16 protein-coding genes, 5 tRNA genes and 1 pseudogene are annotated in these 22,643 nt (G+C 61.5%); 9 read left to right on the top strand and 13 right to left on the bottom strand.

The genetic code is table 11. The annotated features are described in order from the left end of the window. The first annotated feature begins 42 nt into the window (after positions 1-42). The 3 genes from LU682_RS21435 to LU682_RS21445 all read left to right on the top strand — a co-directional run bounded on the left by LU682_RS21435 (position 43) and on the right by LU682_RS21445 (position 5,988). Positions 43-2,052: a hypothetical protein gene (locus LU682_RS21435; RefSeq protein ID WP_049586917.1), complete on the top strand. Its 2,010-nt coding sequence runs from the start codon at positions 43-45 to the stop codon at positions 2,050-2,052. 188 nt (positions 2,053-2,240) lie between these two features. Next, entirely contained in the window at positions 2,241-4,433 is a 2,193-nt protein-coding gene (locus LU682_RS21440) for an autotransporter outer membrane beta-barrel domain-containing protein (RefSeq protein ID WP_010952907.1), read from the top strand. A 64-nt stretch (positions 4,434-4,497) separates the two neighbouring features. Next, positions 4,498-5,988, top strand: a complete 1,491-nt coding sequence (locus LU682_RS21445) for a hypothetical protein (RefSeq protein WP_232014088.1) — start codon at positions 4,498-4,500, stop codon at positions 5,986-5,988. Between the two features lie 167 nt (positions 5,989-6,155). Here LU682_RS21445 and LU682_RS21450 read toward each other — a convergent pair. The 5 genes from LU682_RS21450 to LU682_RS21470 all read right to left on the bottom strand — a co-directional run bounded on the left by LU682_RS21450 (position 6,156) and on the right by LU682_RS21470 (position 6,717). Continuing rightward, positions 6,156-6,231 (bottom strand) — tRNA-Gly (locus LU682_RS21450). Between the two features lie 85 nt (positions 6,232-6,316). Beyond that, positions 6,317-6,392: transfer RNA gene (locus LU682_RS21455), tRNA-Gly, on the bottom strand. 3 nt (positions 6,393-6,395) lie between these two features. Then, a tRNA-Glu gene (locus tag LU682_RS21460) sits at positions 6,396-6,471 on the bottom strand. A 92-nt stretch (positions 6,472-6,563) separates the two neighbouring features. Further along, positions 6,564-6,639 (bottom strand) — tRNA-Gly (locus LU682_RS21465). 2 nt (positions 6,640-6,641) lie between these two features. Then, positions 6,642-6,717 (bottom strand) — tRNA-Glu (locus tag LU682_RS21470). 332 nt (positions 6,718-7,049) lie between these two features. Between LU682_RS21470 and LU682_RS21475 the strand changes: the two genes are divergently transcribed. Continuing rightward, positions 7,050-7,817: a hypothetical protein gene (locus LU682_RS21475; protein WP_010952905.1), complete on the top strand. Its 768-nt coding sequence runs from the start codon at positions 7,050-7,052 to the stop codon at positions 7,815-7,817. A gap of 75 nt (positions 7,818-7,892) precedes the next feature. Here LU682_RS21475 and LU682_RS21480 read toward each other — a convergent pair whose 3' ends face one another. Both LU682_RS21480 and LU682_RS21485 read right to left on the bottom strand, forming a co-directional pair. Beyond that, positions 7,893-8,375: a GAF domain-containing protein gene (locus LU682_RS21480; RefSeq protein ID WP_003247105.1), complete on the bottom strand. Its 483-nt coding sequence runs from the start codon at positions 8,373-8,375 to the stop codon at positions 7,893-7,895. Further along, complete coding sequence (locus tag LU682_RS21485; RefSeq protein WP_003247104.1) at positions 8,376-9,263, bottom strand: ATP-binding protein; 888 nt, start codon at positions 9,261-9,263, stop codon at positions 8,376-8,378. A 204-nt stretch (positions 9,264-9,467) separates the two neighbouring features. On the opposite strand from LU682_RS21485, the gene LU682_RS21490 reads away from it, so the two are divergent. Further along, complete coding sequence (locus LU682_RS21490) at positions 9,468-11,825, top strand: hybrid sensor histidine kinase/response regulator (protein ID WP_232857644.1); 2,358 nt, start codon at positions 9,468-9,470, stop codon at positions 11,823-11,825. Here LU682_RS21490 and LU682_RS21495 read toward each other — a convergent pair. Both LU682_RS21495 and msrB read right to left on the bottom strand, forming a co-directional pair. Beyond that, positions 11,815-12,302: pseudogene (locus tag LU682_RS21495) on the bottom strand (glutathione peroxidase). The gene LU682_RS21490 and the pseudogene LU682_RS21495 overlap by 11 nt on opposite strands. Before the next feature lie 13 nt (positions 12,303-12,315). Continuing rightward, positions 12,316-12,711 (bottom strand): peptide-methionine (R)-S-oxide reductase MsrB, encoded by a 396-nt coding sequence (gene msrB, locus LU682_RS21500; RefSeq protein ID WP_010952901.1) that lies wholly within the window; start codon positions 12,709-12,711, stop codon positions 12,316-12,318. Positions 12,712-12,878: 167 nt separating this feature from the next. On the opposite strand from msrB, the gene LU682_RS21505 reads away from it, so the two are divergent. Then, complete coding sequence (locus tag LU682_RS21505) at positions 12,879-14,090, top strand: pyridoxal phosphate-dependent aminotransferase (protein WP_010952900.1); 1,212 nt, start codon at positions 12,879-12,881, stop codon at positions 14,088-14,090. Between the two features lie 157 nt (positions 14,091-14,247). Here LU682_RS21505 and LU682_RS21510 read toward each other — a convergent pair whose 3' ends face one another. After that, positions 14,248-15,495, bottom strand: a complete 1,248-nt coding sequence (locus LU682_RS21510) for an IS256 family transposase (protein ID WP_060489951.1) — start codon at positions 15,493-15,495, stop codon at positions 14,248-14,250. A 281-nt stretch (positions 15,496-15,776) separates the two neighbouring features. Between LU682_RS21510 and htpX the strand changes: the two genes are divergently transcribed. Next, on the top strand, positions 15,777-16,664 hold the full coding sequence (htpX, locus tag LU682_RS21515) for a protease HtpX (RefSeq protein ID WP_010952899.1): 888 nt from the start codon (positions 15,777-15,779) through the stop codon (positions 16,662-16,664). A gap of 97 nt (positions 16,665-16,761) precedes the next feature. On the opposite strand, the gene LU682_RS21520 is transcribed toward htpX, so the two are convergent. Continuing rightward, complete coding sequence (locus tag LU682_RS21520; RefSeq protein WP_010952898.1) at positions 16,762-17,412, bottom strand: thiopurine S-methyltransferase; 651 nt, start codon at positions 17,410-17,412, stop codon at positions 16,762-16,764. A gap of 101 nt (positions 17,413-17,513) precedes the next feature. Here LU682_RS21520 and LU682_RS21525 point away from each other — a divergent pair, with 101 nt between their 5' ends. Beyond that, positions 17,514-18,281, top strand: coding sequence for a DODA-type extradiol aromatic ring-opening family dioxygenase (locus LU682_RS21525; protein ID WP_049586920.1), 768 nt, complete (start codon positions 17,514-17,516; stop codon positions 18,279-18,281). A 90-nt stretch (positions 18,282-18,371) separates the two neighbouring features. Here LU682_RS21525 and LU682_RS21530 read toward each other — a convergent pair whose 3' ends face one another. Then, complete coding sequence (locus LU682_RS21530; protein ID WP_003247096.1) at positions 18,372-20,051, bottom strand: DEAD/DEAH box helicase; 1,680 nt, start codon at positions 20,049-20,051, stop codon at positions 18,372-18,374. A 351-nt stretch (positions 20,052-20,402) separates the two neighbouring features. Further along, complete coding sequence (locus tag LU682_RS21535; protein ID WP_010952896.1) at positions 20,403-21,158, bottom strand: spermidine synthase; 756 nt, start codon at positions 21,156-21,158, stop codon at positions 20,403-20,405. A 116-nt stretch (positions 21,159-21,274) separates the two neighbouring features. Here LU682_RS21535 and LU682_RS21540 point away from each other — a divergent pair, with 116 nt between their 5' ends. Then, complete coding sequence (locus LU682_RS21540) at positions 21,275-22,621, top strand: class II 3-deoxy-7-phosphoheptulonate synthase (protein WP_010952895.1); 1,347 nt, start codon at positions 21,275-21,277, stop codon at positions 22,619-22,621. Positions 22,622-22,643 lie beyond the last annotated feature (22 nt).

Raw genomic sequence — 22,643 nt, forward strand, 5'->3', positions numbered from 1 at the left:
GCAGTTAAACACTTCAGGCAGGCATACTTGTTGGAGACAACAATGAAACCACTAACGTTCAGCACGCAGCAACATGACCGCACCACCAAAGCCCGGCGCAAGTATCTGAAGTTGCAAGATGCCCCTGACAAGACAGCGCCGTTACCGGTGACCGCCCCCAATGTCCAAGGCATCATCGACAGTGACGATGGCACGCTGCACAAAGACCGCCTGAAAACCGACCTGACCGTCGAGATCCCCGCATGGTCTGACCTGCCACCGGGCAGTGATCCAAATGACTACTCGACGTTACAACTGCAGTTCACCTTGACTGGCGCCGAAAACACCTTCAGGGCCATTGGCCCTGTCGAAAAGTTTCTCCCGCCCCTCGTGCCAGGAGACTTTCCGTTAGCACTGGCTTTTCCCCAGGCGTCCATTCCACGCAATGGCAAACTGTGGATTCGCTACGAACTGGTCGACCACAAGGGCGACCAATATGTTTCACACCCCATCGAGCTGATCTGCGACAGTGTTCCGCCCTGGGGGGATGAGCCCGCTCCCCCGCTGACCGCGCCCACGGACATCATCAACGAAGCCTACCTGACCAACCACCAAGCCGGCATTGAACTGGGTATACCTGAGTACCCGGACCGTACATCCAAAGATACCTACCAGGCGTTCTATCTGAAGGAATGGCCTGAAGAAAATGCGGACTACGATAACCCTGTCGTCAATGGCACCGTCACAGACGACCGCAAGATAACCATTCCGGCAGATGTGGTACGCAGCCTGGGTGATGGCAGGTTCTACATCGTCTACTACTTGTTCGATAAAGCCCAGAACCGCAGTCGCATCCGGCTGCCGGCGACGGTCGATGTGGTGCTCACACCAGAGCCCAAGGACCTGCTGCCACCCGAGGTGCCGCTAGCGGCAGATGACGGCGTACTGAGCCTGAAAGATGCACAGGCGGGTGTGCACATAGAAATACGGGCTTACACCAATTCCCGCAAAGAGGACAAGATCGCGATCAAGTGGGGCACGACGCCCCTGATCGTCGAACAGGTAGGCTCACGCCCATTCCCTGTTTCGATACCCGTACCCAGCGATATCTTGCGAAACGAATACGGCAAGGCTTCCGGGGAGGTAGCGACCCCTGTCAGCTACCAGGTGTTACGTGGCCACGCCGCCTACGGACCGGCGGCCGATGACTTCGCTGTCGACTTTTCCGTTGCTGGCCCGGAACGCCCTGACCCCGACCCCGACTGGCCGGACCCGGTCAACGACAAGATGCTCGAGCCCACAATCACCAGTTTCAGCGGCGATACGAATCTCATTCCCCCGGCCGACCGCGGCAGAGACGCCACGCTGACCTTCAAGGTATTCGAGGGCGCCGCAGCCCCCCAGGTAGTGGACTTCTACTGGGACGGCACGCAGGTGACCCCGGCACGCTGGGTTGTCGATGAGGCACCCGGTGCCGACAAGTCCGTCACGATTCCGTGGAGCTATATCGAGGCAGCTGGTAACAAGCTGGCGCTGCCTGTGCATTACACCGTGAGGGGCGACGAAAACGCGCTCAATGAACAGGAGTCGCTTCCACAGTTCGTAGAGGTATCGGCCATCGACATGACGGCCGACGATCTCGAGTTCCTGGGTTTAACGGACCGGCTCTGGCTGAGTTGCCAATCCCTCTGGGACCCTGATGACCCCTCCGCCGCCCCGGCGATCAGGGTGAAGGTACCGCCCTGCAGCCGCTTCAACGTGCCACCAAACACCACCATGACACTGAACTGGGTGGTGTATGACCAAATTGTGGATGGCAACCTGATCGATGGCGTCGAGAAAACCTGGACTGTGACCTTGAACGCCGGGCAGATCGCGAACGGCTTCGTCACGCGAGTCGAGCCGTACGATCAGCACATCAAGCCCATCTATGACGCCGCGCCGTCGGGCGGGCGGGCCGAGGTGAACTACGTCATCAACACGCAGCCACCTATTACCTCCAATACCACGACCAACAAGATCAGCGTCGCCGATCAGGGTACCGGAGGCTCGTGTGACGTGAGCCAACCTTGAGCAAGCCTCGGCAGCGGCTTTGGCAATCGTCCGCTGCCGATCCACTTATAGGAATTTTCCATTGAAGAGTAGGAATTTCCTTACATTTTTTGCGACTTAACGCGCTTAGCCTCGCGGTATGCGGATTGTTCTCCAGCGAAAAGCAGAACGGTCTTACAAAAATTTGTTCACTTCGAGGTTTTCCCTGAATGCCGAGCCGCCTTTTTCACGCCCTTCGCCACTGTTCAACACCCGCTCATCTCGTGCTGGCGGGCCCGTTGTTTTTCGCCAGTGCCTGCTGGGCAGAAACCCTCGTAGATGCCGATACTCAGCTGGATGCCGGCAGCACACTCGACAGCTACCGGGTGATCGGCCCGGCCGTTCTGACAGCCACCGGGGCGACGACGTTGCAGATCGCCGCCCAGGCGGGCGCCACCGTGAACCTGTCGGATAGCCAGGTCACCGCTGAATCGAATGGCAATGGCCTGGCGCTCAATGGTGCCAGTGCCACCGTACACCGCTCGACCATCCGCAGTGACGCCCGTGGCCTGGCGCTGAGTGCTGCAGGGGCGGGAAACGGCTCGCGCGCCTTGATCAACGACAGCGTGATCGAAGGCGGCGTACAAGGCGCGACCCTCAATGCCAGTTCTGCCGAACTGCAGCGCAGCGAACTACGCGGGACGGGCGCCAGCAGCGAGGGCGCACGCCTGGTTGCCGGCACCCTGATTGCCAGGGACGGCAGCACCATCAGCGGCGGCAATTATGGCGCGCGCATTCTTGAGGACGACGGCCGCGGCTCTACGCTGGTGGTCGACAACAGCCTGATCGAGGGACGCAACGGGCCAGCGATTGCCGTCGGCCGAGGGGCCGGCTTTGCAGCATCGGCGCAGATCGACGTTATCAACGGTGCCAGCCTCAGTGGTGGCAACGGCATGCTGCTGCACGTGGCGGAGGATGCTGCCGCCAACCTGCGGGTCAACAACAGCCACCTGGTCGGCGATATCGTCGCCGCCAGCGGCGGCACCGCCAACGTGCTGCTGGAAAACTTCGCCACCCTCAAAGGCCGGCTGGACAACGTTGCAAGCCTGGAAATCAACAGCGGTGGCGAATGGACCCTGGTCGACAACAGCCAGGTGACCGACCTGTCACTGGATAACGGTGCCGTGCGCTTCGGCGGGCCGGGCGAATTCTTTACCCTTTCCGTGGAAAACCTCACCGGCAACGGCACCTTCATCATGGAGGCCGATTTCAGCACCTCGCAGTCGGACTTCCTCGACGTGACGGGCACCGCCAGCGGCAACCACCAGTTGCTGATCAGCGCCAGCGGCAACGATCCGCTGACAGACAACAGCCTGCATGTGGTGCATACCGCTGCTGGTGATTCACAATTCTCGCTGCTGGGTGGCTCCGTGGACCTGGGAGCCTATTCCTACGACCTGGTGCAACGCGGCGACAATGACTGGTACCTGGACGCGACCACCCGTACGGTCAGCCCCGGCACACAAACGGTGATGGCCTTGGCCAACGTCGTGCCGACCATCTGGTACGGCGAGCTCGGCGTGCTGCGTAGCCGCATGGGCGACGTGCGCCGCAACCCTGGCAAGGCCGGTGGCTGGGTACGCAGCTACGGTAACCAATTCAATGTCTCGGCGACGTCTGGCGCGGCGTACCAGCAACAGCAACAAGGCCTGTCGATCGGCGCAGATGCGCCCCTGGCAGCTGGCGACGGCAACTGGCTGGTCGGGATCACGGCCGGCTACAGCAATTCCGACCTGAACCTTGCCCGCGGCTCTTCGGCCAGCGTCGACAGCTACCACGCCGGTGCCTACGCCACCTGGCTCGATCCCGAAAGCGGCTATTACATCGACACCGTGGCGCGCATCAACCGTTTCCGCAATCAGGCCGACGTGCGCCTGAGTGACGGCAGCAAGGCCAAGGGTGACTACAGCAACCTGGGTGCTGGCGTTTCGCTGGAGGTGGGGCGTCATCTGAACCTGGCCGACGACTGGTTCCTCGAACCGTTCGCTCAACTGTCCGGGCTCGTGGTCCAGGGCAAGGACTACAGCCTGGACAACGGCATGCGCGCCAACAGCAACAGTACCCACTCGCTGCTGGGCAAAGTGGGTACCTCGGTCGGGCGCACCTTCAGCGCGGGCACAGGCCGTAGCGTGCAACCCTACCTGCGGGTGGCAGCAGTTCATGAGTTCGTCAACGACAACCAGGTGAAAGTCAACGACAACCGCTTCAGCAGCAACCTGGCCGGTTCGCGTGCTGAAATCGGTGCAGGGGTGGCGGTCGCCTGGGGCGAAAAATGGCAGGCCCACGCCGACTTCGATTACAGCCATGGCAGCAAGCTTGAACAGCCATGGGGCGTGAGCGTCGGCGCCCGTTACAACTGGTAAAGAAACGAGGGAAGGCCAATGCGCCTTCCCTTCTGCATTCATGCGTGACACATGGAGATGGACGATGACACAGAACAAGCGCTCCGGTAACCGCAGAACTCCAACCCCTGAACTGGACTCGGCCTCTCTTGTCCCCCCAACCGTACCAAGCGTGGTGGACGATGTTGAAGGGGGGAAACCCAACACGGTCGAGTTCCGGGCAACCTATTCCCCCCTGCGGGTGGAGTTCCACCCGTGGGCAAATTCGCACCCGGAAATAGATGAGGAATACCTTTTCCTCTACTGGAATGACGTACTGGTCGACAAGAAGACCTTCAGCAAGCCTATCGAACCTGAAGAGCTATTCATATTGGTACCGGTCGACAAGCTTATTGAAGGCCCGCACCGCCTGCACTACGAAGTCACGCTGTACAGCGATACCCATGTGTCTTCACGGCCACTGGATATCTACATCGACAAGACCCCGCCACTGCTCCCCGCGGATGATCGATTAATGCTTCCCGACTACGTTATTCGCGAAGGTGTCACCGAGGAGTACCTCGCGGCCAACGGCGACAAGCTCGTCTGCACAGTCCCCTCGTTCATTGGTGCAGAGCCGGGCGATGTCGTGAAGTGGTTTTACAGCGAGAACGGCGCCGGGCAGGAAATGGTCGACATGATGACACTGACCCAGGAGCACATCGAAACACTGGGCCCGCTAGGCACCAGCAAACCGCTCGAGCTGACCTTCCCGGGCGCTTTCATTCGCCAGTCCGGCAACGGCACGCGTTACGTGCGTTATGAAGTGCAGGACCGCGCTGGCACACAGCCCCAGCGTGCGCTAGCGGTCGCGTTGGAGTCCGACCTTTCCCTGGCACCACGCGAATTGCCACCGCCACGCATCAAGGAGGCGAAGGGCAGCGATTACCAAAGCACGCTGGAACCTGGCAACGCATTCGACGGCGTCACATTCGTCATACCCGACGATGCCGACATCAGGCCGAATGAAACTGTCACCGTATTCTGGGGCCAACCCGGGACGCTCGGCGGTTACTCCACCAGCACGCCCATATCGCCAGGCGCACTTGAATACCTGATCCCCAGCCAATATGTGCCGCCGCACATGAGCGGCCGGGTGGAACTGTATTACCAAATCGACAAGCCTGACGTGCCCCCCTCGCCTTCGCACTATGTCACGGTGCGGAAAATCGAAGGACTGCCAATCGTGCAGTGCAGTGATATCCGCAACCGCGCACTGAATCTGCGCACACTGGGCGAAAGCACCACCTTTACCCTGGAAAGCTGGCCGTTCCGGCATACGTCGCAATTCGTCAACGCCTGGATCGACGGGGTGGAAAGCGGCAACGTCACTCGGGAAATCAGGCTGCCGATTGCCACCGCGCTGCCTGTACCCAGCGAAACGGGCGTGATGGTGCTGGGTAGCGTCACGAAAACCGAACTGTTGAGGCTGGCAATCAACTATCAGTTCCGGGTGTCGGTTGAAGTGTCGTTCGACGATAAGCTGAGCTGGTTGAAATTTCCCGATGCGGCAGCCCAACTGGAAGACAAGCCGTAGCCCGATGCAAAAAAAAAACGCCACCCGAAAGAGTGGCGTTTTTTGCAGTGAAGCCAAATGTGGGGATGCCCATGGATCCCGATGGCTTTGACCGAAACGAAAAAAGACGCCGAAGCGTCTATTTTCGAGGATCTACAGACCTCCGTGGAAGGCTGTAAATCTTGATTTGGAGCGGGAAACGAGACTCGAACTCGCGACCCCGACCTTGGCAAGGTCGTGCTCTACCAACTGAGCTATTCCCGCAATTTGAAGCTTTACCACGTTCGGCGTGAAGCGCCTTTACGACCTTCACCACCACTGCACCGCATAGACGCCACAGTATTTAAACTGGAGCGGGAAACGAGACTCGAACTCGCGACCCCGACCTTGGCAAGGTCGTGCTCTACCAACTGAGCTATTCCCGCATTTGGCGTCCCCTAGGGGACTCGAACCCCTGTTACCGCCGTGAAAGGGCGGTGTCCTAGGCCACTAGACGAAGGGGACACACAACACTTTTCAGTGCACCAGAACATGAACCTCACGATTCAGCCTGGGTTTTCTTTTCCTGCCCCGCCGCTAAGCAGTGCCGGAGAAACTGGAGCGGGAAACGAGACTCGAACTCGCGACCCCGACCTTGGCAAGGTCGTGCTCTACCAACTGAGCTATTCCCGCATTGGCGTCCCCTAGGGGACTCGAACCCCTGTTACCGCCGTGAAAGGGCGGTGTCCTAGGCCACTAGACGAAGGGGACACGCTGCTGGCATTACTGCCTGCTTTCACTCCCTGCCGCGTTTCGCTGTGTGCTTTACGCTGCAAGTGGCGCGCATTCTATGGATGGTTCGGGAAGGCGTCAACCCCTTTGTAGAAATTTATTTAAATCAATGACTTCCGGGTACACCTAGCGCTGTTTTGGTACGCCTGTTGGGGTCTGGCGTTGATTTTCTGGCGTTAACTCAGCATTAATGTGCCAGCATCCAGTCATGGCACAGTTTGCCGATAGAAAAAGAGAATGGCTGTCAGGGCTCTCGCGAGCAAGCTCGCTCCTACACTCAATCATGCAAACCTATTCATGAGGCTTTAACGGTGACACCACTTCTGATCACCCTGCTCATCGTGGCGGGCATCGCGTTGCTGATCGTGATCGGCTACCTCAACAATGTGGTCGAGAATGGCAAGCTTGAGCGCGCCCGGATGAAGATCGAGCTCGCCGACCGCCTGCGCCGCTGTGGCGAGATCACCGAAACGTTCCCCGGCCAGTTCATGACCCCGGCCCTCAAGTTGCTGCTGACCCGCCTGGAGCTGAACCTCAACCAGCGCCTGCTGGCGGTGGACAAGCACAATGCCGAATTCAAGGCGCGCATCGCCGAACTGGAAGGGCTGATTGCCCTGGGCGACAAGATCCCGGTCAACAACCCACCCAACCCGATCCACACCGAGATCAAGGCCAAGGACGTACGCTTCTTGCTGGAGGCGCTGCACAATCAGGTGACCCGCGCTGCCCATGAGGGCTTCTTGCCCGCTGTCGAGGCCAAGCATTGGGTCAAGGAAATCCGCCATATCCTGGTGCTGCTGCATATAGAGTTCTTCAACAACCTCGGCCAACAGGCCCTGCAAAAAGGCCAGCCCGGCCAGGCGCGCCTGGCCTTCGAGCGCGGCGTGCAGTATTTGCGCAAGCAGCCGGAGCCGAAGGTGTATGAAGAGCAGCTGACGTATCTTGAGAAACTGTTGGCCCGGGCCAATGCCCAGGTACTGGACCGCATGGCCCCGGCAGAAGACGAGCACAACGAATTGACCGATGGGCTCAAGACCGATGAGGAAGAAACCTGGAAGAAGAAGGTGATCTACGACTGATTGGTTAACCTGTGCCGGCCTCTTCGCGGGTAAACCCGCTCCTACAAGCGAAGAGGCCGACTCAGGCAACATTGATCAGCAGTCAGTCAACGCCAGAAAGATCGCCGCCAACCGCTCCAGCCCCACCTGGTCCGCCTCGCTGAACCGCCCGACCGTCGGGCTGTCCAGGTCCAGCACGCCAATCAACCTGCCGTCCTTCACCAACGGGATCACCAGCTCGCTGTTGGAGGCACTGTCACAGGCAATGTGGCCAGGGAATGCATGTACATCCTCAACCCGCTGGGTCTGCCGCGTTGCCGCCGCAGCCCCGCACACACCTTTACTGAACGGAATGCGCACGCACGCCACCTGCCCCTGGAACGGGCCCAGCACCAGCTCTTCGTTGCGGTTGAGGTAGAACCCCGCCCAGTTCAGGTCGTCCACCTGGTTATACAGAAACGCGGAAAACTGCGCGGCGTTGGCGATGAAGTCACGCTCGTCGGCGAACAGCGCCTGCACTTGCGCCGCCAGCAGGTTATAGCCGTCGAGGCCGGCGCCACTGGCATTGAGGTCGATCATTTACTTTTGCTCCAGCAATTGCAGCCCGACCCAGTAGCGGGCGAACTGATAGGCACAACGGCCATTACGGTTGCCGCGGCCGGTGGCCCAGCGCACGGCGAGGATGTCGAGTGCTTCGGTGCGTTGCCACACAAGGCCAGCAGGTTGCGCCAACTGGCCAATCCAGTGCTCGACAACGTTCAGGAAATGGTCCTGGGTGAACGGGTAGAACGACAGCCACAGGCCAAAACGGTCAGACAGGGCAATCTTGTCCTCCACCGCTTCGCTGGGGTGCAGCTCGCCGTCGACACGCTTCCAGTTCTCGTTGTCGCTTTCCTTCTCGGGCACCAGGTGGCGGCGGTTGGAGGTGGCGTACAGCAGCACATTGTCCGGGGCCTGCTCCAGCGAGCCGTCGAGCACGCTCTTGAGCACCCGGTAGTCGCCCTCCCCGGCTTCGAACGACAGGTCGTCGCAGAACAGGATGAAGCGTTGCGGCAGCTTTTGCAGCTGCTCGACCACCCGTGGCAGGTCGGCCAGGTGGTCACGTTCGATTTCGATCAAGCGCAGGCCGGCGCTGGCGTGCTCGGCCAGCAAGGCACGGACCAGCGACGACTTGCCAGTACCGCGCGAGCCCCACAGCAGCGCGTGGTTGGCCGGCAGGCCGTTGATGAACTGATGGGTATTGCGGCCCAGCTGGTCGCGCTGTTTGTCGACGCCGATCAGGTCGGTCAGGCGGATATCCAGGCTGACGTCCAGCGGCAGCAGGTAGCCGCTGCGGCCATCACGCTGCCAGCGCGCGGCCAGTGTGGTGCCCCAGTCGATGTGCGGGCGTTGTGCCGGCAACAGGGGTTCAAGGCGCGCCAGTACCGATTCGGCGCGGTCCAGAAAAGCGATCAAGCGAGCGTCCATGACGACTCCTAACAATCTCAGTTTTTTGGGGGCCGCTGCGCGCCCCTCCGCGGGCTTGCCCGCTCCCACAGGGCTTGCGTTCAGCCTGGGGCTAAGCTGTACCTGTGGGAACGGGCAAGCCCGCGGAGGGGCGCCAAGCGGCCCCCGCTTGGCGATCAACTGAAATGAACAGACAGACCCACCAGCAGCCGGGGCTATTCGGCTATGCTTGCGCAGCGCAAGGAACGGGAAACCGGCTCGGGACTCATGGATATCAAGTTCACCAATCGCCTGTCATACAAGCAAGCCCGGTTGACAGTCCTGGTCGGCTTCATCCTGGGAACATTGCTCAGTCTCATCCAGATCGGCATCGATTATGCCAGCGAAGACGCGTCCATCAACCGTGAAGTGAACGCGTTGCTGCAAATCAGCCACAACCCGGCCTCGCGCATCGCCTACAACATCGACTCGGAACTGGCGCTGGAGCTGACCCGCGGCCTGCTGCAGTCGCCGGCCGTCATCCGCGCACGGCTGATCGACAACAACGAAACGGTACTGGCCGATGTCGAGCGGCCAAAACTGCAGGACCGCTATCGGCCACTGAGCGACTTCCTGTTCGGCGAGCAACGCCAGTTCAAGGAGCGCCTGTACCTGACCCACATGCCAGAGCAATACCTGGGCACCCTGTACCTGGACATCGACACCTTCGCCTTCGGCAGCCGCTTTCTCGACCGTGCCGGCATCACCCTGCTCAATGGTTTTGCCCGCAGCCTGGTGCTCACCGGCCTTCTGCTGGCGCTGTTCTACATGATGCTGACCAAACCGCTGGTGACGGTGATCGGCGCACTCAGCGGCAGCGACCCGCGCAAACCCCGGCAAACGCGCCTGGAATGCCCACATGGACACGAGCATGACGAAATCGGCGTGCTGGTGAAGGTCGCCAACCAGCAGTTCGTCAGCATGGCCACCGAGATCGAACAGCGGCGCACCGCGGAAAACCGCCTGACCCAGTACCTGAACGAGCTGGAAGACATCGTGTCGGCGCGCACCAACGAGCTCAAGGCCAGCAACAGCAGCCTGAGCCTGTCCAACCAGGAGCTGGAACAAGCCCGCAGCCGAGCGCTGGACATGGCCCAGGCGCGCGCCGCCTTCCTGGCCAACATGAGCCACGAAATCCGCACCCCGCTCAACGGCATGCTCGGCATGATCGCCCTGGCGCTGGACAACACGCTGCCCAGCGAGCAACGCCAGCAACTGGCTATCGCCCATGACTCGGGCAAGGTGCTGGTAGAGCTGCTGAACGATATTCTTGACTTGTCCAAGTTCGATGCCGGCCAGCTAGAGCTGGAACGCATTGCGTTCGACATGGGCTCGATGGTGGAAGACACCGCCAACCTGCTGTCGCAGAACACCGCGCAAAGTGTGGAGCTGACCTGCCTGATCGCCAGCGACTTCCCCAGCAGCGTGCTCGGCGACCCCACGCGTGTGCGGCAGATCGTCAGCAACCTGCTGTCCAACGCGCTGAAGTTCACCCGCTTCGGCCGCGTCGACGTGCGCTTGGCGGCCATTGTCGGTGGTGTGCGTCTGGAGGTACGGGATACCGGCATCGGCATCCCCGAAGACGCCCAGGCGCGCATCTTCCAGCCCTTCACCCAGGCCGGTGCCGGCATCACCCGCCAGTACGGTGGCACCGGCCTGGGCCTGGCTTTGACGCGTAACCTGTGCAAGGCCATGCAGGGCCACCTGCACATTCGCTCCGAGCCGGGCTTTGGCAGCTGTTTTACCGCCGAATTGCCGCTGACCGTGCACACCGAAGCCATCCCGCCAGCGCCCTTGCATGGCCGCGTGGCCGCACTGAGCGCAGCCGGCAGCGGGCTCAATGAACTGTTGCAGCACTTGCTGCCCGCCTGGGGCCTGACCTACCAGCGCCATGACAGTTGCGCCACGCTGGTTGCCGCAGTGATCGACCTGTTGATCACCGACGACGTCGAGCACCTGTTCGAACTGCGCCCGGCATTGAAAACCCCGATTCTGCTGGTGACCGCCTACGGCAACTTCCTGCCCAACGAGCAGTCCCTGGCCTTGGCCCCGCTGCACCAGCTGGCCCGACCATTGGCACGCAACGCCCTGTACCAGACCCTGCGCCGCACCTTGCAAGGCCATGAGCCCGAACACCCGCTGGCCATCCCGGCCATTACCCAGGAGCAAGGCCGTGCGAGGATACTGCTGGTAGAGGACAACCCGGTGAACCAGTTGGTGGCCAAGGGCATGCTGGCCAAGCTCGGCTGCCAGGTGCAACTGGCCACCCAGGGCGCGGAGGCCCTTGAGCTGCTGGCGCGCGAGGAATTCGACCTGGTGCTGATGGACTGCAACATGCCGGTGATGGACGGCTACGAGGCCAGCCGGCGTATCCGCCAAAGCGGCCGCTGGCCCGAGTTGCCCATCGTCGCCCTCACCGCCAACGCCATGCCCGAAGAACGCGAACGCTGCCGGGCGGCGGGCATGAACGACTACCTGGCCAAGCCATTCCGCCGCGAAGAGCTACTGGCCCTGGTCGACCATTGGGTGCCCTTCAGCGGCTGAGCAAACGCTCGATGTCCGCCTCCAGGGCCTGTGGCTTGGTGGTGGGGCATAGCGCTTGACCTGGCCACTGGCCGGGTCGACCAGAAACTTGGTGAAGTTCCACTTGATCTTCTGGCTACCCAAAATACCCGGGGCGCGTTGCTTGAGTTCGACGAACAGAGGGTGAGCGCCCGGGCCGTTGACCTCGACCTTGCGAAACAGCGGAAAACTCACGCCGAAATTACGCTCGCAGAACTGCGCAATTTCCCGCGCATCGCCAGGTTCCTGCTTGCCGAACTGGTTGCACGGAAAGCCCAGTACCACCAGGCCACGGTCGCGATAGGCCTGCCACAGTTGCTCCAGGCCCTTGTACTGCGGGGTAAAACCGCACTGGCTGGCGGTATTGACCACCAACAGCACCTTGCCCGGGAAGTCGCCGAGCGTCTTGTGCTCGCCGCCCAGGGTCACGCAGGGGATGTTCAGCATCGTTGCAGCCATGGTCGGGCTCCGGTCAGTCGCGCGGACGAAGGTCGATGCACACCGAGTTGATGCAGTAGCGCAGGCCGGTCGGTGGCGGGCCGTCAGGGAACACATGCCCCAGGTGCGCGTCGCAACGGGCGCAGGTGACCTCGGTGCGGATCATGCCGTGGGATGTGTCGCGGATCTCGATCATCGCGCTGTCCTCGATCGGCGCGTAGAAGCTCGGCCAGCCGCAGCCGGCGTCGAACTTGGTCTGCGCATCGAACAGCGGCAGGCCGCAACAGATGCAGTGGTAGATGCCGTCGCGGCGCTCGCTGTTGTACTTGCCACTGAATGGCCGTTCGGTGCCCTTGAGGCGGCATACCTGGTACTGCTCGGGGTCGAGCATCGACCGCCATTCGTCCAGGGTTTTTTCAATCTTTTTCATGTAGGGACCTCGGCAGGCTGAATTTCACCCCGCACCGTCTTTTCCGGGGCGCGGGTGGCACGTATATTAGTTGGCTTCGTGTGCCAGGCGTTCAGTCTGGCACCCGCTTCCTGCCCTTTCAAACCTTTCGGCGGGGCGTAGCGCGTTTTCTCAATCGGGATCCCATCATGCAGTTCAGCAAATCGAACAAGCTCGCCAATGTCTGCTACGACATTCGCGGCCCAGTGCTCAAGCACGCCAAACGCCTGGAGGAGGAAGGCCACCGCATCCTCAAGCTGAACATCGGCAACCCGGCGCCGTTTGGCTTCGAGGCGCCTGATGAAATCCTTCAGGATGTGATCCGCAACCTGCCCACCGCACAGGGCTACAGCGACTCCAAAGGCCTGTTCAGTGCCCGCAAGGCGGTGATGCAGTACTGCCAGCAGAAAGATATCGAAGGCGTCACCATCGAGGACATCTACCTGGGTAATGGTGTGTCCGAGCTGATCGTCATGTCGATGCAGGCGCTGCTCAACAACGGCGACGAAGTGCTGATCCCGGCCCCCGACTACCCGCTGTGGACTGCCGCCGTGAGCCTGGCCGGCGGCAAGCCGGTGCACTACCTGTGCGACGAGCAGGCCGACTGGTTCCCTGACCTTGAGGACATCAAGGCCAAGATCACCCCGAACACCAAGGCGCTGGTGATCATCAACCCGAACAACCCGACCGGCGCCGTCTACTCCAAAGAACTGCTGCTGGGCATGCTGGAGCTGGCCCGCCAGCACAACCTGGTGGTGTTCTCCGACGAGATCTACGACAAGATCCTGTACGACGAAGCCGTGCACATCAGCACCGCCTCGCTGGCTCCGGACCTGCTGTGCCTGACCTTCAACGGCTTGTCCAAGTCGTACCGGGTGGCGGGCTTCCGCTCTGGCTGGCTGATCATTTCCGGGCCCAAGCACCACGCACACAGCTACATCGAAGGCATCGACATGCTGGCCAACATGCGCCTGTGCGCCAACGTGCCGGCCCAGCATGCCATCCAGACCGCGCTGGGCGGCTACCAGAGCATCAACGACCTGGTGCTGCCGCCGGGCCGCCTGCTGGAGCAGCGCAACCGCACCTACGAACTGCTCAACGACATCCCTGGCGTCAGCTGCGTGAAACCGATGGGCGCGCTGTATGCGTTCCCGCGGATCGACCCGAAGGTTTGCCCGATCCTCAACGACGAGAAGTTCGCCCTTGACCTGCTGCTGTCGGAGAAGCTGCTGATCGTACAAGGGACGGCGTTCAACTGGCCGTGGCCGGACCACTTCCGCGTGGTGACCTTGCCGCGGGTGGATGACCTGGAAGCGGCAATTGGCCGGATCGGCAATTTCCTGAAGGGTTATTCGCAGTAGGGTTCGACGGGGGCGCCGGGGGCTACGAGAGGTTCGACGCGGGGGTGGTGGTGGGGCGCAGATCGAGCGCCGCCCGCGCGGCGCTCGATCTCACAGGAAGTGTCAGATTTTTTGTGTGCGGGCCGGTAACGGCCTGCCGTCAGGCAGGCCCTGACTTTCACCAGGTCGGCCTGATGAACCGATCTCCGTACAAAATCGCGAATTGATTCATCGCACTTTTCCAATCATGCGCCGCTGAGCCCCAGTTTGCCGTGATGTTTCGCAGCCCCAGCCAGATCAGCTTGGTAGCTGCGTCATCGTTCGGGAAATGGCCTCGGGTCTTGATGATCTTGCGCAGCTGGGCATTGATACTCTCGATGGCGTTGGTGGTGTAGATCACTTTCCGGATGGCTGGTGGGAAGACAAAGAAGGGAATCACTCGATCCCAGGCGCGTCTCCAGGCCGCAACGACCGTTGGATACTGCTTGCCCCAGGGCCCGTTTTCAAACTCATCGAGTGCCTGCTCAGCCGCTTCGGCGTTGATGGCCTGGTAGATCGGCTTGAGCGCCTTGGCCAGTGCCCGCCGCTTGTCCCAGGCTGCAAAGTCCAGGCTGTTGCGGATCAGGTGCACGATGCACGTCTGCAGAGTCGTCTCTGGAAACACGGCGCTGAGAGCCTCTGGCATGCCTTTGAGGCCATCGGTCACGGCAATCAGCACATCCTCGACACCACGTGTCTTGAGATCGTTAAAGACCTTCATCCAGAACTTCGCACCCTCGGTGTTCTCGATCCAGATGCCCAAGATATCGCGCGTCCCGTCGGGTAGAACGCCCAGCGCCAAGTAAATGGCCTTGTTGCGCACCAAGCCTTCTTCGCGGATCTTCACCCGCAGTGCATCGAAGAAAATGACCGGGTACATGGGCTCTAGTGGCCGCTGCTGCCACGCGCCAATTTCTTCCATGACCTCGTCTGTCACAGAGCTGATGAAGTCGGGTGAGACCTCTGTTCCATACTGCTCGGACAGAAAGGCTCGGATCTCTCTGACCGTCATGCCACGGGCGTACATGGCGATGATCTTGTCATCGAAACCGGTGTACCGCCGCTCATGCTTGGGGATGAGAATGGGCGCAAAACTGCCGTCTCGGTCACGAGGAATTTCCAGCCGCAGCGGGCCATCGCCGGTCAAAACCGTCTTGCCACTCTTGCCGTTACGCTGGTTGGTTTCATCCTCTGGGCGCTGCGCGCCCGGCGGATAACCCAGGTGGTGGCCAAGTTCGGCGTGCAGAGCGCGTTCGATCAAGGCCTTCTTGAACGCCGCAGAGGCATCCTCGATAGCCTCTGCGGTCATCAGGCCCTCACCGAACTGCTCCAGCAGCTCTTTGGGGATTTTGGGCAGGTCACGCAAGGGTTTCTTTTTGGTTGGCATACATGCACCTCTTACTCATGTTATGCCCGAACACAAAATTTCTGACACCCTCATCTCACAGGCACCACACCACTTGCGGCAAACACCCAGCGGCCTTGACGCAGCCCCCAAGCCGAATGTTTCTTACATCCTGCAACGCTCTATCCCACAGCCCCCACGCCATCCTCTGCCATACTCCGCCGTACACAGTTTGAAATAGTCCCCCGATTGAATCGGCGCGGCAGGCCCCTTATATACCCCGCAGTAAGCGACAACTCATCCGTCAGGAGAACGTAACAACCATGATGCGCATTCTGTTGTTTGTAGCCACCAACCTCGCGGTGGTGCTGGTTGCAAGCATTACCCTGAGCCTGTTCGGTTTCAACGGGTTCATGGCCGCCAACGGGGTCGACCTGAACCTCAGCAGCCTGCTGGTGTTCTGCGCCGTGTTCGGCTTTGCCGGCTCCCTCGTTTCGCTGTTCATCTCCAAGTGGATGGCGAAGATGACCACCGGCACCCAGATCATCAGCCAGCCGCGCACCCGCCACGAGCAGTGGCTGCTGCAAACGGTCGAAGAGCTGTCCCGCGAAGCGGGCATCAAAATGCCTGAAGTGGGTATCTTCCCGGCTTACGAGGCCAACGCCTTCGCCACCGGCTGGAACCGCAACGACGCGCTGGTCGCAGTGTCCCAGGGCCTGCTGGAGCGCTTCTCGCCCGATGAAGTGCGCGCGGTACTGGCCCACGAAATCGGCCACGTTGCCAACGGCGACATGGTCACCCTGGCGCTGGTGCAGGGCGTGGTGAACACCTTCGTGATGTTCTTTGCCCGCATCATCGGCAACTTTGTCGACAAGGTCATCTTCAAGAACGAAGAGGGCCAAGGCATTGCCTACTATGTGGCGACCATCGTTGCCGAGCTGATCCTTGGCATCCTGGCCAGCATGATCGTGATGTGGTTCTCGCGCCGCCGCGAATTCCGCGCCGACGAAGCCGGTGCGCAGCTGGCCGGTACCGCAGCAATGATCGGCGCCCTGCAGCGCCTGCGCGTGGAACAAGGCCTGCCAGTGCACATGCCGGACACCATGAAGGCCTTCGGCATCAATGGCGGCCTCAAGCACGGCCTGGCCGGGTTGCTGATGAGCCACCCACCGCTGGAAGACCGCATCGAGGCCCTGCGTCAGCGCGGCTGATCCACCTGATAAAAACAAAGGGCGACTTCGGTCGCCCTTTTTTTATTCCCGGCCTTACGCAGCCTTCTGTGGGAGCGGGTCAGCCTGCCATACCTGCTTATCGGCTGACCTGATACACCCGCTCCAACAAACTCGACGCCCCGGCCTGCACAAACTTCGGGCTGTCCTCAATCACATCCACAGCCTCCAGTTGCTCCACCTGCCACCCCGCAAAGCCCTGCCTCAGCTCTTCATCCCTGACCGAAAACGGCGGCCCGGCCAACAACGACTGGTCATACTCCAGCGTCACCACCAACCCACGGCAATTCGCCGGCAGCAAACCCGACAACAGCTGCATATACCGCGCACGCATCTGCACCGGCAGCGCAATCACCGCCGCCCGGTCATACAGCCCTACGCAGTCAGCCACATCCTCTGCCCGCAAGGCAAAGAAGTCGCCACACCACAGCTGCACATCTCCACTGCGCCAAACCTCAAATGCGCCCTGCTGCCGCACCTCGGCCTCAAGCCCGTGCTCACGGAAAAAATCCTCCACCGCCCGCCGCGACAGCTCCACACCCAATACGCGATGGCCCTGCCCTGCCAGCCAGGCCAAGTCCAGGCTTTTGCCGCACAACGGCACCAGCACGCGGCTGCCGGGCGCCAACTGCAACTGTGGCCAATACGTCTGCAGATAGGGGTTCACCTGCGCTTGGTGAAAGCCGATCTGGTTGTCGGCCCACCGCTGCTGCCAGAACGCTGGTTCCATGATCACTCCCGATTTTTAGATGATTTGTCGGTAAAACTTGGTTTGGATTTCGATCTGTAGTTAATCGATGATGGTTGCATCTTAACCTTCAGGACCCCGCCATGCTGCCCAGCCTGTTCATTTCCCATGGTTCCCCCATGCTTGCCCTGCAACCCGGCGCCAGCGGGCCGGCACTGTCCGGGTTGGCCAACGCGCTGCCCCGGCCGAAAGCGATCGTGGTGGTGTCGGCACACTGGGAAAGCCGCGAGCTGCTGGTCACCGGCAGCGCACAGCCCGAAACCTGGCATGACTTCTACGGCTTCCCACCAGCCCTGTATGCGGTGCAGTACCCGGCGCCGGGCGAGCCCGGGCTTGCTGGCCAGGTCAGTGAGCGGTTGAAGGCTGCGGGGTTACCCGCGCGGCTGGACATGCAACGCCCATTCGACCATGGCGCCTGGGTGCCGCTGTCGCTGATGTACCCGGATGCGCGCATTCCCGTGGTGCAGGTTTCCCTGCCCAGTCACATGGGGCCGGCGCTGCAGCTGAAGGTGGGCCAGGCACTGGCGGGGTTGCGTGCCGAGGATGTACTGCTAATAGGTTCGGGCAGCATTACCCACAACCTGGGTGAGCTGGACTGGCATGCAGGGCCAGATGTGATCGAGCCGTGGGCGCTGGCGTTCAGGGATTGGGTGGTAGACCGGCTGCAGGAGGATGACCAGGCGGCGTTGATGGATTACCGGCACCAGGCGCCGTTTGCGGTGCGTAACCATCCCAGTGATGAGCATTTGCTGCCGCTGTTCTTTGCCCTTGGGGCCGGGAGCAAGTTCGGCGTGGTGCATCAGGGGTTTACCCTGGGCGCGCTGGGGATGGACATCTATCGGTTCGACTGAAGGGCCTCTTCGCGGGCAAGCCCGCGAAAGGGCCGGTACAGGTAAAAAAAATCCCCGACCTAAGCCGGGGATTTTTTCGTTACGCCAGGATCAATCCTCGCGGTAGCGACGCAGCTTCAGCTGCTTGCCAGCCACGCGAGTGTCCTTGAGCTTGGACAGCAGCTTCTCGAGGCCGTCTTCCGGCAGCTCGACCAAGCTGAAGCTGTCGCGCACCTGGATGCGGCCGATAGCGTCACGCGCCAGGCCACCTTCGTTGAGGATCGCCCCCAGCAGATTCTTGGCAGCGATGCCATCACGGGCACCCAAGGCGGTACGGCAACGCACGCGGCCTTCGGCCAACGGCAACGGTGCACGGCGCTCACGGTCACCACGATCAGGACGCTCGCCACGCTCACCGCGCTCGGTACGCTCACCACGCGGGGCGAAGCTCGGCACCAGCGGCTGCTCACGCTCTACCGCCGCCAGGTCCAGCGCCTGGCCATTGGTGGCCTTGCGCAGCAGGGCCGAAGCCAGGGCACGCGCGCTGCAACCCAGGTCGGTGGTCAGGCGGTCGAACAGCTCGCCGTGGGTGGCTTCTGCTTCGGCTACCAGCGGCGCCAGGCTCGAGGTCAGCTTCTTGATGCGGGCATCCAGCACGGCCTGGGCATTCGGCAGGCGCGCTTCGGCAACCTTCTGCCCGGTAACACGCTCGATCACCTGCAGCATGCGGCGCTCACGCGGGGTAACCAGCAACAGTGCACGGCCATCGCGACCGGCACGGCCAGTACGGCCGATACGGTGTACGTAGGACTCCGGGTCGTACGGCATGTCAACGTTGAACACGTGAGTGATGCGCGGTACGTCCAGGCCTCGGGCAGCGACGTCGGTGGCGACGACGATGTCCAGGCGGCCATCCTTGAGCGAGTCAATCACGCGCTCACGCTGGTTCTGAGCGATATCGCCGTTCAGTGCAGCAGCCTTGTAGCCTTTGGCTTCCAGCGCGGCGGCCAGGTCCAGGGTGGCTTGCTTGGTACGCACGAAGGCGATCAGCGCGTCGAACTCTTCCACTTCCAGCAGACGCAGCACAGCCGGGATCTTCTGGTCCGCGTGGACCATCAGGTGGGCCTGCTCGATCGCGGTAACGGTCTGGGTCTTGGTCTGGATCTTGACGTGCTTGGGTTCACGCAGGTGACGCTCGGCGATCGAACGGATCGACGACGGCAGGGTTGCGGAGAACAGTACGGTCTGACGGGTAGCCGGGATTGCGTCGAAGATCACTTCGAGGTCGTCCATGAAGCCCAGCTTCAGCATCTCGTCGGCTTCGTCCAGTACCAGGTACTGTACGGTCGACAAGACTTTTTCGTCACGACGCAGGTGGTCGCACAGACGGCCCGGGGTGGCCACGACGATTTGCGCGCCGTTGCGGATCGCACGCAGCTGTGGGCCCATCGGGGCACCACCGTAGACGGCGACAACGTTCACGCCCGGCATCTGCTTGGCGTAGGTTTCGAAAGCGGTAGCAACTTGCAGCGCCAACTCACGGGTTGGCGCCAGGATCAGGGCTTGCGGTTCGCGCTTGCTCACATCGATCTTGTTCAGGATCGGCAGGGCGAAGGCAGCGGTTTTGCCGGTGCCAGTCTGCGCCTGGCCGATCATGTCGTGACCGGCGAGGATGATCGGGATCGATTGTTGCTGAATGGCGGACGGCTCTTCGTAGCCGGTAGCCACAACGGCAGCAACAATGTTCGGGTTAAGATCGAGAGCGGCGAAGCCGCCGGTTTCCTGGGTCATGGGTCTGCCTCTAGGTGCATCCGCAAAGACCCATGCTCCAAAGCTGCACATGCCTTGAAAGACCGTCAGGTCACCCAGGCAGCTTTGGCGGCGGGGATTTGCGAAAACGATTGAAAAAGAAAACTTGGGAAGGTCCGCCTAGCGGACGCGCAGCCGAAGCTGGACTCGGAGGATTTGCACCACCTGATTTTGAGGTCCGCTAAAAGACCGGCGCGTACTATACCTGAAATAGTCGCGTACGTGAGGAAAATTTTCATGGAGGCAGGGCCAGTATCGGGCCATCGCGCACGACAGGCTGAATCGATAATCCCCCGAAGCCTTACGCGCTCGGTGTCGGCGCGCGTCAGCCACTCAGGTAGCCGGCCGAATCTCGCGGATCAGCCCGTCGAGGCTGTACCCCAAACGCGGTGCCAGCGCCTCGGCCCGGGCTCTCAAACCGTCCAGGTCCAGCGACTGCTCCAGGTCTGCCGGCACCAGCAGAATCACATTGCCCTCCTTCACAGGCAGTTCCCAGTAATGCCGGTGGTACAACCCGCGCAGCAACGCCGCGCCCAGCGGCCTGCCATCATCGGTGGCCCACTGGTTGATCACCAGCCAGCCGCCCGGGTTCAGGTGCTGCTGGCAGTTCTCCAGGAAGTTCCACGCCAGGTGCCCAACCCCCGGACCATGGTCGGTGTACAAGTCAACGAACAGCAGGTCGGCCTTCTCTGCCGTGGGCAGCAGCTCCAGGGCATCGCCGATGCGCACATACAGCCGCGGGTCGTCGTCCAGGCCCAAGTAATCCATGGCCAGGCGCGGCACATCCGGGCGCAGCTCGATGGCCTCGATGTCTTCCAGCGGCAGGAACTTCATGCAGGCCTGGGTCAGCGTGCCGGCGCCCAGGCCCAGAAACAGTGCGCTCTCCGGCGATTCGTGGCACAGCGCCCCTACCAGCATGGCGCGGGTGTAGTCGTACTCCAGCCAGCTGGGGTCGGCGGTGAACACGCAGCTTTGCTCGATCGCATCGCCGAATTCCAGAAAGCGGTAGTCGTCTACTTCGTACACGCTGATGACGCCAAACGCATCTTCCACCCGTGCCAGCAGCCGCTCTTGCCGTTCCGCCGTCATGTCCACCACCCACCTGCGCAAAAACGCGCATTGTCCGCCAACACCCTTGATGCAACAAGCGCAGCGCCAACTGTTACCATGGCTCATAGCCTACAACCGACAAGACCGAGCCCAAGATGAACCAACCGTGGAGCCCCGACAGCTGGCGTGCCCTGCCGATCCAGCAGCAACCGACCTACCCCGATGCCGCGCACCTGCTGAAGGTTGAACAGACCCTGGCCAGCTACCCGCCGCTGGTGTTCGCGGGTGAGGCGCGCGAGCTGCGCCGGCAGTTCGCCGAGGTCACCGAAGGCCGTGCCTTTCTGCTTCAGGGCGGTGATTGCGCCGAGAGCTTCGCCGAGTTCTCGGCTGCAAAAATCCGCGACACCTTCAAGGTGTTGCTGCAAATGGCCATTGTCATGACCTTTGCCGCCGGCTGCCCGGTGGTGAAAGTGGGGCGTATGGCCGGTCAGTTCGCCAAACCGCGCTCATCTGGCGATGAAACCATCGGCGACGTCACCCTCCCCGCCTACCGTGGCGACATCGTCAACGGCATCGGTTTCGACGCCAAAAGCCGCATTCCGGACCCGGAGCGGCTACTGCAGGCCTACCACCAGGCCACCGCCAGCCTCAACTTGCTGCGAGCGTTCGCCCAGGGCGGGTTTGCCGACCTGCATCAGGTGCACAAGTGGAACCTGGACTTCATCGCCAACTCGGCGCTGGCCGACAAGTACCACCAGTTGGCCAATCGCATCGATGAAACCCTGGCGTTCATGCGTGCCTGTGGCCTGGACAGTGCGCCGCAACTGCGCGAAACAAGCTTCTTCACGGCCCACGAAGCGCTGCTGCTGAACTATGAAGAAGCCTTCGTGCGCCAGGACAGCCTGACCGGCGACTACTACGACTGCTCGGCGCACATGCTGTGGATCGGTGACCGCACCCGCCAGCTCGATGGGGCCCATGTGGAGTTTCTGCGTGGCGTGCACAACCCGATTGGGGTCAAGGTTGGGCCGAGCATGAACCCCGAAGAGCTGATCCGCCTGATCGACACGCTCAACCCGGCGAACGACCCGGGGCGTTTGAACCTGATCGTGCGCATGGGCGCGGGCAAGGTTGGCGACCACTTGCCGGGGCTGATCCGCACTGTCGAGCGCGAGGGGCGCAAGGTGCTGTGGAGTTCCGATCCTATGCACGGCAACACCATCAAGGCCAGCAGCGGTTACAAGACCCGCGATTTTGCGCAGATTCTGGATGAGGTGAAGCAGTTCTTCCAGGTACACCAGGCCGAGGGCAGCCACGCCGGCGGTATCCATATCGAGATGACTGGGCAGAACGTCACCGAATGCATCGGTGGTGCCCGGCCGATCACCGAGGATGCGTTGTCTGACCGGTATCACACCCATTGTGATCCGCGGATGAATGCCGATCAGTCGCTGGAGTTGGCGTTCCTGATTGCCGAAACCCTCAAGCAGGTACGGCGCTAAGCGCTTTTCGCTTTTGATCGTG

Source organism: Pseudomonas alloputida (genome assembly GCF_021283545.2).
Lineage (GTDB): Bacteria > Pseudomonadota > Gammaproteobacteria > Pseudomonadales > Pseudomonadaceae > Aquipseudomonas > Aquipseudomonas alloputida.